Source organism: Mycolicibacterium boenickei, from assembly GCF_010731295.1.
Lineage (GTDB): Bacteria > Actinomycetota > Actinomycetes > Mycobacteriales > Mycobacteriaceae > Mycobacterium > Mycobacterium boenickei.
Genome location: NZ_AP022579.1, coordinates 2,391,160 through 2,405,534, shown reverse-complemented (window position 1 = coordinate 2,405,534; position 14,375 = coordinate 2,391,160). Strand labels below are relative to the sequence as shown.

Sequence of the window (14,375 nt, the reverse complement as noted above, 5' to 3'; positions counted from 1 at the left end):
ACGGCTACTTGCCACCTTTCTGCGAACCGGCCAACTCGGCCAGTGTGGTGTTGGGCACTGTCAGCTGCGCCCGTACCGCCGAAGCCAGATGGCCGGGCACGCCGTTGACCGTCGCGGTGATCACGGTTTGCTTCTCCCCCAGTGCGAACAGCCGCCCGAGCAGGATGTCCCGGTTGCGGTCGTCGGTGAGATGGTCGAGGTTGCCGACCACCAGCAGCGGCGGGGTTCCGGTGTTGGCCAGGGCGATACGCAGCAGGATCTGGTCGAGTTCGGTGAGCCCGTCGAAGTACGACGTCAGCGACGGCAGCGGCAGATCACCGAACACCGGCGCGCACATCGCGGCCAGCGCTTCGTCGTCCGCCCGGCCCACCAGCGTGTACCAGGGTGCGTCCCATCGACGTTGCTCGGTCACCAGGTCGCGTACCGTGACCGACTCCGACACCGTGTCGAGTTCGTCGATCCCGGCGAGCGCGGCGACGCGGAAGATATCGGCCGCCCGGGTACGCCCGAACACGGTCAGCTGCCCGCGCGCGGTTTTCATCCGCCCGGCCAGCGTCATCAGCAGCGCGGTGCGACCGGTACCTGCCGGCGCGACCAGCACCGTGACGCCGCCCTCCTCGATGTCGAGGTCGACCGGCCCGTACACCGGACCCCATGGCCCGCGCATGGCGATCGCGCGCGCGGTGATTGCCGGTGGCTTTCGCTCGTCCTCGTCGGTGTCCGGCTCGAGACTTTGCTCAGGCATAGGCACATCACAACACATCGAGCGGGTGCGCACAGGCAACCGCAAACCCCGGTTGCCTGCCGATTCTCGGGTGAACTCTGCGGAAACGCCCGGAGACTTTCGGTGACGACGGTCACGCTCAGCCCGTGACGTGTCATTGCCGAACTGACACAACCGATTTGGAGTCGGAGGTCCGACGGCGGACGTGTTGACAATCTCCCGGTGTAGGGTTTCTAATGAAAACCGCGCTTCGTTAGGTGAGGCTCCTACACGAACACAGGCCACTGATCCGACGACGTCGAGAGACGCCCAGGGTTAGGACAGGTCTTCCCGGCCTAAGGGATGACCCGAAGTGGCTTCCCACCTCTGGTGGGACACGTCGTGTAGTGCCAAAGCTCTGATGAGGAAGTGCTCGCGCCAGCCGGCGCGTTCGGCCATGTGGCCAACTTCCTCTTCAGCGTTTGTATCTGACGATCGCGTCAAGGCCAGCGCCCCGTGCGCCCGACAGCGAGGAGGTGACGACGACATGACGTCAAGTGACAGTCCGTATCCCAGTCCGATTCGAAAACGTCTGTCCATAAACACCTTTCCGCTGTCGATGACTGCGTAGACCCGCCACCCCGGACAACCCGCGGTGAGTGGTTGCCGCATGCCTACCGACACGGAGAGCTCCGATTCAGATGGAGTTGTCCCATGCAGCGCAACAGCTTTCTTCTTCGTACCCAAGGCCTGGTGAAGGGCCCGATCGCGTGGATCCACACCCGCGCGTCGCTGACCCCGCAGGAGCGGCACAACCTGAGGATGAGCAACACCCCGGTGGCGGTCCTGACCGCTTCCCTGGGCGGCGGCTCACATTCCGCTCGTTGAGCGGGTAGGCCAAATCAATTCGATCAGAACACCTTTCAATCCGAGCACCACCTCAAGTCCACCGAATCCGTCCTCCCCCAGGCGGTTCGGTGTGACTTGTGGTGCGCGCGCACCACCGACAGGAGCAGCCAGATGAACACCGCTGTCGAGCAGACCGCTCTGGCCCCCACCGGGCCCGCCGACCGCCTGTCCCTGCGAGCAGCCGCTGAGGCACACAACGAGCTGGACGTCACGCTGGCCAATGTCAGAGGCCACCTGGACGGCCTGACCATCGAGGATGCCGCCGAGCGGCTGGCCGACGACGGCCCCAACGAGGTCGCCCACGACAAGGCGCCGCCCGCCCTTCTCCAGTTCCTGGAGGCGTTCAAGAACCCGTTCATCGCGGTACTGATGGCGCTGGCCGCCATCAGTTCGGTCACCGACATCTACCTGCCGCTCCGAGCCGGGCAGGACGCGGACTGCACCGGCGTCCTGATCATCGTCACCATGGTCGCGCTCAGCGCCCTGCTGCGGTTCTGGCAGGAGTACCGCTCGGGCAAAGCGGCCGAGACGCTCAAGGCGATGGTGCGGAACACCGCGACGGTGCGGCGCCGGGCCAGCCCGGATGCCACACCCGAACTCATGGAAGTCCCGATGGCACAGATCGTCACCGGTGACATCGTCCAACTGTCGGCCGGCGACATGATCCCCGCCGACATCCGCCTGATCGATTCCCGCGACCTGTTCGTCAGCCAGGCAGCGCTGACGGGCGAGGCCCTGCCGGTGGAGAAGTACGACACCGCCGTCGCCGACGACGAGGCCGACCCGCTCGACCTGCCCGGCATCTGCTTCATGGGCACCAACGTGGTGAGCGGCACCGCGACCGCGGTCGTCGTATCGACCGGCGGACACACCTATTTCGGGTCGCTGGCCACCGCGATCGTGGGCTCACGCGCGGAGACGGCCTTCGACCGGGGCGTCAACAGCGTGAGCTGGCTGCTGATCCGCTTCATGTCGGTGATGGTGCCGATCGTGTTGCTGATCAACGGTTTCACCAAGGGCGACTGGCCCGAGGCGGTCCTGTTCGCGCTCGCCGTCGCGGTCGGGCTCACCCCCGAGATGCTGCCGATGATCGTGTCATCCAACCTCGCCAAGGGTGCCGTCGCACTGTCGCGTCGCAAGGTCGTGGTGAAGCGCCTCAACGCGATCCAGAACTTCGGCGCGATGGACGTGCTGTGCACCGACAAGACCGGAACCCTCACCCAGGACCGGATCATCCTCGAGCATCACGCGGACATCCGGGGCGACCGCGACGACAATGTGCTCGCCCTGGCCTGGCTCAACAGCTTTCACCAGAGCGGCGTCAAGAATCTGATGGACCGCGCTGTCCTGCACTTCGCCGAAGGAACACCCGAGGCGCTGCTCGCCGCCTCGGCCTACCGCAAGGTCGACGAACTTCCGTTCGACTTCGAGCGACGCCGGCTGTCCGTCGTCGTGCAGGACGTCGACCGCAATCACCTGCTCGTCTGCAAGGGAGCGGTCGAGGAGATGCTGGCGGTGTCCACCGAGTTGTGGGACGGCACGGCGGTCAGGCCGCTCACCGATGCCGACCGCGCGGCGCTGGGGGCGACGGCCCGCGACTACAACCGCGAGGGGTTCCGGGTGCTGCTGGTGGCCACCCGGGAGATCCCGCGCATTGCGCGCACACACCGGTACGGCGTCGAAGATGAGCGGGACCTCGTCGTCCACGGCTTTCTCACCTTCCTCGATCCGCCCAAGGAGACGGCAGCGCCGGCGCTGACGGCACTGGCCGAACACGGCGTCACCGTGAAGGTCCTCACCGGTGACAACGAGGTGGTCAGCGCCAAGATCTGTCACGAGGTGGGACTCGACCCCGGCCGGCCGGTTCTCGGCTCCCAGATCGACGCCCTCGACGACGACGAGCTCCGCCGCGTTGCCGACGAGACAACCGTGTTCGCGAAGTTGTCCCCGCTGCAGAAGTCGCGGGTGCTGCGGGCGCTGCAGGCCAACGGGCACACCGTCGGCTTCCTGGGCGACGGCATCAACGACGCCCCGGCGTTGCGCGATGCGGACGTGGGCATCTCGGTGGACACCGGCACCGACATCGCCAAGGAATCGGCGGACATCATCCTGCTCGAGAAGAGCCTGATGGTGCTCGAAGAGGGCGTGGTCAAGGGCCGCGAGACGTTCGGAAACATCATCAAGTACCTGAACATGACCGCCAGCTCGAACTTCGGCAATGTGTTCTCGGTATTGGTGGCCAGCGCCTTCATCCCGTTCCTGCCCATGCTGGCGATCCATCTGCTGATCCAGAACCTGCTGTACGACATCTCCCAACTGGCCCTGCCGTGGGACCGCATGGACAAGGAGTTTCTGCTCAAGCCGCGCAAGTGGGATGCCAGGAACATCGGCCGCTTCATGATCTGGATGGGACCGACGTCATCGATCTTCGACATCACCACCTTCGCGGTGATGTGGTACGTCTTCGCTGCCAACTCACCCGACATGCAGTCGCTGTTCCAATCGGGCTGGTTCATCGAAAGCCTGCTGTCGCAGACCCTGGTCGTGCACATGCTGCGGACCCAGAAGATCCCGTTCATCCAGAGCACCGCGGCGCTGCCGGTACTGCTGACGACCGGGGCGGTCTGCGTACTCGGGATCCTGATCCCGTTCTCGCCGCTGGGCGCGGCCGTCGGATTGCAGCCGCTGCCGTGGGCGTACTTCGGATGGCTGGTCGCCACACTGGTGTCCTACTGCGTTGTCGCCCAGACCGTGAAGACCATCTACATCCGCAAGTTCGGTCAGTGGTTCTGACCAGCTGAGATGCCATCGACCGCGGCGGGGGTCGTCGCGGTCGATGGCATTGTGGAGTTGTGGAACCTCTGTGGCAATTCGCAGGGAACTTCTGGTGGCTGATCTTCCCGCTGGGAGGAATGATCGGCGGCGGCATCCGGGCCGTGGCCGCAGCCAACGAGCGCCGGGCCCAACGGCGGCTGGAGCGTTACCGCATCAAGCAGCAGACGAAGGTCGAGATCGCCCGCGCCGCCGGAGCGGCCAAATCGGCGGACGCCGCATATCAGCGGGAACTGGCCAAGGTGCTCGCACAGCACGACCACACCAACGACCGGTGGCTCGACTACGAGATCGACATCGCCAAGTTGCTCGACTTCCCGCTGATGACCGATATGCGCGATCCGCTGACCATCGCATTCCACCGGGCCCGTGGCCGCGCGGACCTGCTGCGACCTGAGCGTCCCGAGGATCTGCGCGGTGACCGCGCGGCGCAGCTCGAGTACCGCGACGCGGTACACGACTACGTGACGGCGTTCGACATCGCCGAGGCCGAGGCGATTCGCAGGCGGCGCAGCGACTTCTCGGAAGCCGCCCAGGAACGCATCGCCCGGGCACAACAACTGCTGCGGCTCGCCTCCGATGACGGTGCGACACCGGATGAACGGCGCGGTGCCTATGCACGGGCACAGAAGGAGCTCGACGGGCTCATCGTGCTGCCGGGTACCACGCGGGCCAGTATTGAACGCAAGATCCTCGGAGAACTGGAGGCCTAGACCGACGGGCTGATCACCGAGCGGTGCCGGGTACGGACCGTCAACACCGCCGCGGCGATGGCGACTTCGAGCAGGGCCAGGTACACCGTGACGCTCATGAGCGCCGGCTGGGCAGGCATCGGGCCGGCTCCGGCGCCGTGGTGGTGCCCGGGCATCGGGGCGTGCAGAGCGATCATCGCGAGGTTCATCAGCGCCACCGCGCACCAGACCCCCAGCGTGCCGCGCGACCAGAGGTCACGTGCGCAGAACAGGCACCCGATGATCATCGTGCCAAGCACGGCACCCGCGAACAGATTGCCCGAATGGCCGAGCATGACCGCGTGCAACGCCGCCGAGCAGGCAGCCAGCGCGGCGCATGCCCGCCGTCCGAGGACAGCGGGCATACGACCGGTGGGCATGAACCAATCCTCGCAGCAATGTCGGCCGAACGTCGGCTTGTGTGCGAGAAATCAGCCAGATTTCGACAACAACGCGACACTCGGCACCGTGAACGGGGAGCGGGAAAACGCCCGTGCGTCTTCACCTGTCGCCGTAGCGTCTGCCCCATGACGTACTCCCCAGCCCGCCCCGCCTGGTCGCGACTGGCGATGGGCACATTCCTGCTCACGGTCGCGCTCACGGCGTGTTCGACCAACACGACTTCGCCTGAAGCGACGACAACCCCGGACGGCGCCAAGGGCGAATCGACAGCCGGCCGCGTCGTGGTGATCACCACCGGGGGGACCATCGCGACGAGCACCGATGCCAACGGCGTGCGCCGCCCGACCGTCAGCGGTGCGGACCTGGCGGCAGGCCTGGACGTCCAGGTCGTGGATGTCATGAAGAAGGACAGCTCGCAGCTGACCCCGGCCGACTGGGATGTGATCGGAACGGCCGCCAAGAAGGCCGTGGCCGACGGCGCTTCCGGTGTCGTCATCACCCACGGCACCGACACCATGGAAGACACGGCGATGTGGCTGGACGTCACCTACAACGGGCCTGCACCGATCGTGTTGACCGGGGCACAGCGTAGTTCCGACGCCCCGGATGCCGACGGGCCGACCAATCTGCGGAACGCGCTGACCGTGGCGTCCAGTCCGGCTGCCCGCGACCAGGGCGTGATGATCACGTTCGCCGGTGACGTGTTTCAGGCCTTGGGGACGCACAAGGTGAACACCCAGGATCTCCACGCGTTCGGCGGCACCGCGCCGATCGGATCGGTCGCCGAGGACACCTTCAAGCTGGACCACCCCGCGCAGCGGCCCTTCATCGCTGACGTACCGGCGGCCGGCGCCCCGCCGGTCAACGTCGTCGCGGCCTACCCGGGCGACGGCGCCGGGCCCATCGATGCCGCGGTGGCGGCCGGCGCGCGCGGAATCGTCGTGGAGGCACTGGGATCCGGCAACGCCGGTGAAGGTGTGGTCGACGCGGTGCGCCGGCACGCGCCGGCCGGCGTCGCCTTCGGCATCTCCAGCCGGGTCCCGGACGGAGAGGTCATCGCCGAATACGGTCCGGGTGACGACATGGTCAAGGCCGGCGCGGTGATGGTGCCCCACCTCCGGCCGAGCCAGGCCCGGGTGCTGATGATGGCGGCGCTGGCCGCCAAACAGCCGGTGGCGGAGGTGATCAAGCGCTGGGGCTGACCGGCTGCGTCAAGCTACTCGGGCCCGAGTCCGAGCAGCTTGACGCTCTCATCGCGCATGTCGACCTTGCGGATCTTGCCGGTCACCGTCATCGGGAACTCGTCCACGACAACGACATAACGCGGGATCTTGTAGTGGGCCAGCTTTCCGGAGGCAAACGCCCGTAGCGCCTCGGCGTCCAGCGGTGCACGGCCCGGTTTCATCCGGACCCAGGCACAGACCTCCTCGCCGTACTTGGCGTCGGGCACACCGATCACCTGGGCATCGTCGATGTCGGGATGGGTGTAGAGGAACTCCTCGATCTCGCGGGGATAGACGTTCTCCCCGCCGCGGATCACCATGTCCTTGATCCGGCCGACCACCGTGCAGTAGCCGTCCTCCCGCATCACCGCCAGGTCCCCGGTGTGCATCCAGCCTTCGGCATCGATGGCCTCGGCAGTCTTCGCAGGCTCGTCCCAGTAGCCGAGCATGACCGAGTAACCGCGGGTACAGAATTCACCGGGTTGCCCGCGCTCGACCGTCGCTCCGGTGTCGGGGTCGACGATCTTGACCTCGATGTGCGGATGGGCCCGCCCGATGGTGGCGGTACGACGTTCCAGATCGTCGTCGACGAGCGTCTGACACGACACCGGCGACGTCTCGGTCATGCCGTAACAGATCGCGACCTCGGCCATGTGCATGTCGGCCACCACGCGCTTCATCACCTCGACCGGGCACACCGAGCCGGCCATGATCCCGGTCCGCAGTGAGGACAGGTCGAATTGGGCGAAGTCGGGATGCCCCAACATGGCGATGAACATCGTCGGCACCCCGTACAGCGCGGTGCACTTCTCGGATTCGACGGTGGCCAGCGTGATGCCGGGATCGAATCCGGGGGCAGGGATCACGATGGTCGCACCGTGGGTCAGCGCCCCGAGGTTGCCCATCACCATGCCGAAGCAGTGGTAGAACGGCACCGGGATACACACCCGGTCGCCGCGGCCGAAATTGATCAGCCCGCCGACGAAGAACCCGTTGTTGAGGATGTTGCGGTGACTGAGCGTGGCACCCTTGGGGAATCCTGTTGTCCCCGAGGTGTACTGGATGTTGATCGGGTCGGTGTTGGAGAGCTCGCCTGCGCGCGCCCGCAGTTGTGCTTCGTCGGCCTGCTCGGTGTGCAGGCGATCCCAGTCCAGAGTGCCGAGGAAGATGATGTCCTTCAGTGCCGGACACTCCGCCTGTACCTCGGCCACCATCGTCACGTAGTCCGAGGACTTGAACGCAGTGGCCGACACCAGGGTCCGGATGCCGGATTGCTTGAGTACATAGGCCAATTCGTGGGTGCGGTACGCGGGGTTGATGTTGACCAGGATCGCGCCGATCTTGGCCGTCGCGAGCTGCAGCACCACCCATTCGGCGCAGTTGGGCGCCCAGATGCCGACCCGGTCGCCCTTCTCGACTCCCAAGGCCAAGAGACCTCGTGCCACCGCGTCGACGTCGTCGTTCAGCGCGGCGTAGGTCCAGCGCCGCCCGGTCTCCGCCTCGACCAGCGCGTCGGAGTCCGGCGCGGCCGCCACCATGCGCTCGAAGTTCGCCCCGATGGTCTCTTCGAGCACCGGAACGTCCGTGGGTCCGGCATCGTACGACTTCATCCCAGTAGATCCTCGTATCGGAATTCGGTGGAAATCGGTTCGCCCGCTTCATGAGCCGCGTCCTCACGCTTACGCAACTCGACCCGGCGGATCTTGCCCGAGATGGTCTTTGGCAGGTCGAAGAACTCGACCCGGCGCACCTTGAGGTAAGGCGCCAGATGGTCACGCGCGTAGGCCATGACGTCTTTCGCGGTGTCCGCGTTGGCTTCCCAGCCCTCGGCAAGCGCCACGTACGCCTTGGGCACCGACAGTCGGGTGTCGTCGGGCTGCGGCACCACCGCGGCCTCGACCACGGCCGGATGCTCGATCAGCACGCTTTCCAGCTCGAACGGCGACACCTTGTAATCGCTGGACTTGAACACGTCGTCGGTGCGGCCGATGTAGGTGATGTAGCCGTCCTCGTCCCGGCAGGCGACGTCGCCGGTGTGGTAGTAACCGCCTGCCATCACGGCCTCATTGCGTTGCGGGTCACCGAGATAGCCGGTCATCAAGTTGCGCGGATGCGCCGCCAGGTCCAGGCAGATCTCCCCCTCGTCGGCGGGCGTCGAGGTGATCGGATCCACCAGCACCACCGGGACGCCCGGCATCGGACGGCCCATCGAGCCGGGTTTCACCGGCTGGCCCGGGGTGTTGCCGATCAGCAGTGAGGTCTCGGTCTGGCCGAACCCGTCGCGAATCGTCAGCCCCCAAGCCTTTTCCACCTGGGCGATCACGTCGGGGTTCAGCGGTTCGCCGGCACCCAGGATCTCCCGCAGCCCCTCGGGCCGCTCCCCCAGGTCGGCCTGGATCAACATCCGCCACACCGTCGGCGGGGCGCAGAAGGTGTTGACGCGTGCCCGCCGCAACTGGCCCAACAGGGCGGCCGCGTCGAAGCGCGCGTAGTTGTAGACGAAGATCGCCGCCTCGGCGATCCACGGGGCGAAGAAACAGCTCCAGGCATGCTTGGCCCAGCCCGGCGAGCTGATCGCCAGGTGCACGTCGCCGGGTTTGACGCCGATCCAGGCCATCGTCGTCAGATGCCCGACCGGGTAGCTCACCTGGGAGTGCTCGACCAGCTTCGGCTTGCTGGTGGTACCGGACGTGAAGTAGATCAGCATCGGGTCGTCCACGGTGGTGCACGCCTCGAACCGACGCGATGCCGCCTCGTAGGCATCGGCGTAGCGATGCCAGCCCGCCGGGGCCTGGCCGACCGCGATGCGCACGTAGTCACCCGGCACCTCGGCGAACTTGACCGCATCGGCCGTGTTGACGATGACGAAGCGAGCCCCGCCGCGCGCGATGCGATCGGACAGGTCCGCAGGCCCCAGCGCCCCGGTCGTCGGCATGATGATCGCGCCCAGCTTGGCGATGGCCAGCATGGCCTCCCACAACTCGACCTGATTGCCGAGCATCAACAGGACCCGGTCCCCCTTGCCCACGCCGAGCCCCTGCAGCCAGGCCGCGACGCGGTCGGACCGGTCGGCCATCTCGGCAAAGGTCACCCGCTGTTCGGAACCGTCCTCCTCGACGATCCACAGCGCCGTGCGGTCGTTGCCCCTGGCGATCGCGTCGAACCAGTCGGTAGCCCAGTTGAAGGTGCCGCTGATCTGCGGCCAGGAGAACTCCTCGACGGCCGACGCGTAGTCCCCGATGCCCGCAACCAGCTGGTCACGGGCCCTGCGGTAGCGGTCTGTGTTGCTCGCGGCGCAATCCATGACAGTTATGCTCTACGTCACACCGACCCGCCCGCTACCCCCGAAAGTGTGTACCGACGATGCGCTCCTCGTTGCTCCGACCGCGTGACGCCGACGCAGTCCGCGCCGAGCTGCGCCGGATGGCCACCGACACCGGCCTGCCGCTGGCCTTCGGTGGGCAGGTGCACGAGGACACCCTGCTGCTGAGCGAGTTCTTCGGCACCAGGACCGGTGCCATGCGCGGGCTCGCGGTGCTGCCCCGCGCCGGGTTGGGCGGGGCCAGCGTGGTGTCCCGCCGCCCCATCTCGGTGCCCGACTACCGACGCGCCTCGACCATCACCCACGACTACGACGAGCCCGTGCTGTCCGAGGGCATCCGCTCGATCCTCGCGGTGCCGGTGGTCGTCGACGGCACGGCGCGGGCCGTGCTGTACGGGGCGCACCGCACCAGCGCCCCGATCGGCGGACGGACCGCCGCCGCGATGGTGGCCTCGGCACAACGGTTGAGCGAGGAGCTGCGGGTCCGCGACGAGGTGGACCGGCGTCTGCGGATGCGCGAGGCCGCGCTGACCAACTTCGCCGATCAGCCGGCGGATGCCGAACAGATCCGTGAAGTACACGCCGACCTGCGTCGGCTGGCCGCCGACACCCCGGACCTCGCCGGGCCGTTGCGTGACCTCGCCGACCGGCTGGCCGTCGCCCTGCGCGGCGACCCGCCGGCCAGCGCGCCGCTGACCGCCCGCGAGGTCGACGTGCTGGCACAGGTCGCCCTGGGCTGCACCAATGCCGAAGCGGCCCAGCGCCTTTCACTCAAGCCGGAAACGGTGAAGAGCTACCTGCGCAGCGCGGCGGCCAAGCTCGGGGCCCGCAACCGCCACGAGGCGGTCTCGAAGGCCCGGCGCCTGCGCCAGATCCCCTAGCCGGGGACGTCAGCCGGCGCGGCGCACCAGGCGTTCATAGCGCTGCCGGGCGGCCTGCGCGCTGCCGAGGCCCAGGCCGTATGCGATGCGCTGCCAGGTGAATCCGCGTTGATGTGCGACCAGCAGCAGAAGGGCTTCGAGTTCGTCTAGGTCGAGACGAACTTTCGGCATCAGCGTGAGCGCGGCCATCAGGTCGTCCTCATCGATGTCCGGCTCGCCCGGTTCCGGGCTGAACGTGCCCCCGGCCAGCGCCGCCACGATCCGGACGGCCTCGTGCGGTTCTGCCATGTGCGCGTTGACACTTCGGGCTCGCTTCTCAGCGGTGTCGGCGTGACGCTCCGCGATGCGGAACAGCCCGGCGTACTCGCGCTCAGCCCGCTCGCGGCTGGGGTTGGGCGGCTGCAGCGATTCGTTCGACATGCCCCAAGAATGGCTTTTAAACATTTTGTTGTCAACACAATATTGATATCGTTCATCGCGCCGGCACGACAGGATGGGCTGTATGACCCCGAGCGCCCAATCGATCAACCCATTCCACATCGCCATTCCCGACGCCGATCTCGACGACCTCAAGGCCCGGCTGAACCGGACCCGATGGCCCGAGGCGGAATGTGTCGAGGACTGGACCCAGGGCATCCCGCTGGACTACACCAAGGAGCTGGCGGCGTACTGGGCCGACGGGTACGACTGGCGTGCCCGTGAGGCCGCACTCAACCGGTTCGACCACTTCACCACCGAGATCGACGGTCTGGACATCCATTTCATCCATCAGCGGTCCGGACGTGAAGATGCCTTCCCGCTGCTGATCACCCACGGCTGGCCCGGGTCCATCGTCGAATTCCACAAGGTGATCGAGCCGCTGACCGAGGCCGGATTCGACGTGGTCTGCCCGTCGCTGCCCGGCTACGGGTTCTCCGGCAAGCCGACCACCGCGGGCTGGGGAATCGAGAAGATCGCGCAGGCCTGGGAAACCTTGATGACCCGCCTGGGCTACGAGCGCTACGGCGCGCAGGGCGGAGACTGGGGCGCCGCGGTGACGACGCAGATCGGCCGCAACGTCGGTTCGTGCGTGGGCATCCACGTGAACATGCCGATCGCCCAACCTCCGGCCGACGGCATCGGCGAGATGACCGAGGACCTGCAGAAGGCCCTGGCCCGGATCGACTACTACCGCAAATGGGATTCGGGCTACATGAAGCAGCAGTCCACCCGCCCGCAGACCGTCGGGTACGGCCTGGTGGACTCTCCTGTCGGCCAACTGGCGTGGATCGTGGAGAAGTTCTGGTCATGGATGGACTGCGACGGAGATCCCGAGAACGTGGTGTCCAAAGACGAGATGCTCGACAACGTCATGCTCTACTGGCTCACCGCGTCGGCGGCCTCGTCGGCCCGGCTGTACTGGGAGAGCCACAACACCTGGGGCGGCGGCGAATACGTCAGCCTGCCCACCGGGATCGCATCCTTCCCGCTGGAGATCCTGCGCGCCCCGCGCAACTGGTGCGAGACCGGCTACAACGTCACCCACTACACGACGATGCCGCGCGGGGGTCACTTCGCGGCGTTCGAGCAACCGGAGCTGTTCGTCGAAGATGTGACGACGTTCTTCAACACCGTGCGGTGAGGTATTAGCGTCGTGGGCATGGACCCGTTGGTACGTTCCCGTGCCGTCCAGGCCGTGATCTGGGGTATGCCCGCCGTCAACTTCGAGCTGTTGCGTCAGGCCGCGGCCGCAGTCGGGGCGGGCGACAACCAGGTGGTGTTCTGGTCGAAGCTGCCGGACTGGAAGAACCAGACCCTCACGCCCAATCCGGACACGCTCTACTTCTTCCCGTTCTACAACACCGAAGACGGTCCGGTTGTGCTGGAAATCCCGGCTGCAGAAGGCGGTTCGATCACCGGGTCGGTGGACAACGGCTGGCAGGAAGCTCTCGAAGACGTCGGCCCCGCAGGGGTCGACAAGGGCGCGGGCGGCAGGTACCTGATCCTGCCGCCCGGGTTCGACGGCGAGGTTCCCGACGGGTACATCCCGCTGCCGTCGGCGACGTACACCGGGTTCGGCGCGCTTCGGTCCAACATCGCGTCCAGCTCGGACGCCGATGTCGCCGCGGCAGCCGAATACGGCACGCGGATCAAGGTCTACCCCCTCTCCGGGCCCGAGACCACCAGCTTCATCGACGCCGTGGATTCGGTGTACGACAGCACGATTCCCTACGACATCCGCTTCTTCGAACTGCTCGATCAGTTCGTGCAACGCGAGCCGTGGCTGCAGCGGGACCGGGTGATGATCTCGATACTTGCCTCGATCGGCATCGAACACGGCAAGCTGTTCGAACCCAGCTCCGAGTTGAAGTCAGAGCTCGAGGCCGCAGCCGCCGAAGCGCACGACTGGCTCGACACCAACTACCCGCGGTTCTTCGCCTCGCCGTACTTCGACGGGACCCACTGGGCCGTGCCCGCCACCCCGGAGGTGGTGCAGGGCATGCAGACCGGATTCGCCGATCCCGCCGGCTACCCCGTCGACGAGCGCGGAATCCTCTACTCGTTCATCTACTTCAGCGCCAAACACCTCGGGCAAGGTCAGTTCTACGTGATGGCGATCGCCGACACCGACGGCAGGCCATTCGACGGTGCCGCCACCTATCGGCTACGCGTGCCCGCCGACCCGCCCGTGTCGCTGTACTGGTCGGCAACCGTGTACGACCGCGCCACCCACGCGCTGATCCGCGACCTGCCGTACGGCAGCCGGTCCTCACACCGGCCCGATCTCGAGACGAATCCCGACGGCTCCGTCGACGTCTACTTCGGCCCGTCCGCACCGAAGGACAAGGCGCCCAACTGGATCCCGACGAGCCCGGCCGGCGAGTTCGAGGTGCTGTTCCGGCTCTACGGCCCCAAGCCCGCACTGTTCGACAAGACCTGGGCGCTGCCCGACATCGAAAAGCTCTAGCCTGCACCATGAACCGCCTGCGTTGGCTTGGCGTCGCCGTGATCGTCGTCGCGGTGGGCGCCGGCATGCTGTGGCTGTTGTGGCCGCAACCGCGGGGCCCGATCGTCGCCGAAGCCACCGCGGGCCCCTACCTGGTGCGGCTGAAAGACGATCCACCGAAGGTCGGGGTCAGCCAGCTGACCATCGAGATCCTGGGCAGCGCAGGCGAAACCCCGACCCCGGATTCGGTGCGGTTCGAACCACGGATGCCGCAGATGGGACTGGCCGCGCCCGCCGTCGAGGCCACGCCCATCGGTAAGGACGACTACCGCGGCCAGGTCGACCTGCCCACGCCGGGGCGGTGGGACATCAACGTCCACATCGGAGCAGGGCCACAGAGCTACGACGCCGTCCTGCGCATCACCGCCACGCGATAGCAACCGCCC

General features: G+C 66.8%; 13 protein-coding genes and 1 riboswitch. Of the genes, 8 read left to right on the top strand and 5 right to left on the bottom strand.

The features are described from left to right. Nucleotides 1-4 precede the first annotated feature (4 nt). Entirely contained in the window at nt 5-745 is a 741-nt protein-coding gene (locus tag G6N57_RS11410) for a P-loop NTPase family protein (protein WP_077740506.1), read from the bottom strand. A 221-nt stretch (nt 746-966) separates the two neighbouring features. After that, nucleotides 967-1,139: riboswitch (M-box (ykoK) riboswitch) on the top strand. Nucleotides 1,140-1,417: 278 nt separating this feature from the next. Here G6N57_RS11410 and G6N57_RS31660 point away from each other — a divergent pair. The 3 genes from G6N57_RS31660 (at nt 1,418) to G6N57_RS11400 (ending at nt 5,157) form a co-directional block, all read left to right on the top strand. Further along, nucleotides 1,418-1,591, top strand: coding sequence for a hypothetical protein (locus tag G6N57_RS31660; protein ID WP_097926213.1), 174 nt, complete (start codon nt 1,418-1,420; stop codon nt 1,589-1,591). 132 nt (nt 1,592-1,723) lie between these two features. Next, nucleotides 1,724-4,405, top strand: coding sequence for a magnesium-translocating P-type ATPase (gene mgtA, locus G6N57_RS11405; RefSeq protein ID WP_077740505.1), 2,682 nt, complete (start codon nt 1,724-1,726; stop codon nt 4,403-4,405). Nucleotides 4,406-4,464: 59 nt separating this feature from the next. Further along, complete coding sequence (locus G6N57_RS11400; RefSeq protein WP_077740504.1) at nt 4,465-5,157, top strand: hypothetical protein; 693 nt, start codon at nt 4,465-4,467, stop codon at nt 5,155-5,157. On the opposite strand, the gene G6N57_RS11395 is transcribed toward G6N57_RS11400, so the two are convergent. After that, entirely contained in the window at nt 5,154-5,555 is a 402-nt protein-coding gene (locus tag G6N57_RS11395) for a hypothetical protein (RefSeq protein WP_077740503.1), read from the bottom strand. The two genes, G6N57_RS11400 and G6N57_RS11395, sit on opposite strands and share 4 nt — an antisense overlap. A gap of 147 nt (nt 5,556-5,702) precedes the next feature. On the opposite strand from G6N57_RS11395, the gene G6N57_RS11390 reads away from it, so the two are divergent. After that, a complete protein-coding gene (locus G6N57_RS11390; protein WP_077740502.1) occupies nt 5,703-6,779 on the top strand; it encodes an asparaginase in 1,077 nt (358 codons plus the stop codon). Between the two features lie 14 nt (nt 6,780-6,793). Here G6N57_RS11390 and G6N57_RS11385 read toward each other — a convergent pair whose 3' ends face one another. Beyond that, nucleotides 6,794-8,410, bottom strand: a complete 1,617-nt coding sequence (locus G6N57_RS11385; RefSeq protein WP_077740501.1) for an AMP-binding protein — start codon at nt 8,408-8,410, stop codon at nt 6,794-6,796. Then, the gene (locus tag G6N57_RS11380) at nt 8,407-10,104 is read right to left on the bottom strand and encodes an AMP-binding protein (RefSeq protein WP_077740500.1); all 1,698 of its coding nucleotides are present in this window, start codon (nt 10,102-10,104) and stop codon (nt 8,407-8,409) included. Before G6N57_RS11380 ends, G6N57_RS11385 begins: the two co-directional genes overlap by 4 nt. Nucleotides 10,105-10,163: 59 nt before the next feature. Here G6N57_RS11380 and G6N57_RS11375 point away from each other — a divergent pair, with 59 nt between their 5' ends. Further along, entirely contained in the window at nt 10,164-11,003 is an 840-nt protein-coding gene (locus G6N57_RS11375) for a helix-turn-helix transcriptional regulator (protein ID WP_036447694.1), read from the top strand. Between the two features lie 9 nt (nt 11,004-11,012). On the opposite strand, the gene G6N57_RS11370 is transcribed toward G6N57_RS11375, so the two are convergent. Then, a complete protein-coding gene (locus G6N57_RS11370; RefSeq protein WP_036447693.1) occupies nt 11,013-11,423 on the bottom strand; it encodes a hypothetical protein in 411 nt (136 codons plus the stop codon). Between the two features lie 82 nt (nt 11,424-11,505). Here G6N57_RS11370 and G6N57_RS11365 point away from each other — a divergent pair, with 82 nt between their 5' ends. From G6N57_RS11365 to G6N57_RS11355, 3 genes are read left to right on the top strand one after another with little or no spacing between them, the layout of a single operon-like run. Further along, a complete protein-coding gene (locus G6N57_RS11365) occupies nt 11,506-12,624 on the top strand; it encodes an epoxide hydrolase family protein (protein ID WP_077740499.1) in 1,119 nt (372 codons plus the stop codon). An 18-nt stretch (nt 12,625-12,642) separates the two neighbouring features. Further along, on the top strand, nt 12,643-13,950 hold the full coding sequence (locus G6N57_RS11360; RefSeq protein ID WP_077740498.1) for a DUF1214 domain-containing protein: 1,308 nt from the start codon (nt 12,643-12,645) through the stop codon (nt 13,948-13,950). Between the two features lie 8 nt (nt 13,951-13,958). Continuing rightward, complete coding sequence (locus tag G6N57_RS11355; protein WP_077740497.1) at nt 13,959-14,366, top strand: FixH family protein; 408 nt, start codon at nt 13,959-13,961, stop codon at nt 14,364-14,366. Nucleotides 14,367-14,375: the final 9 nt, after the last annotated feature.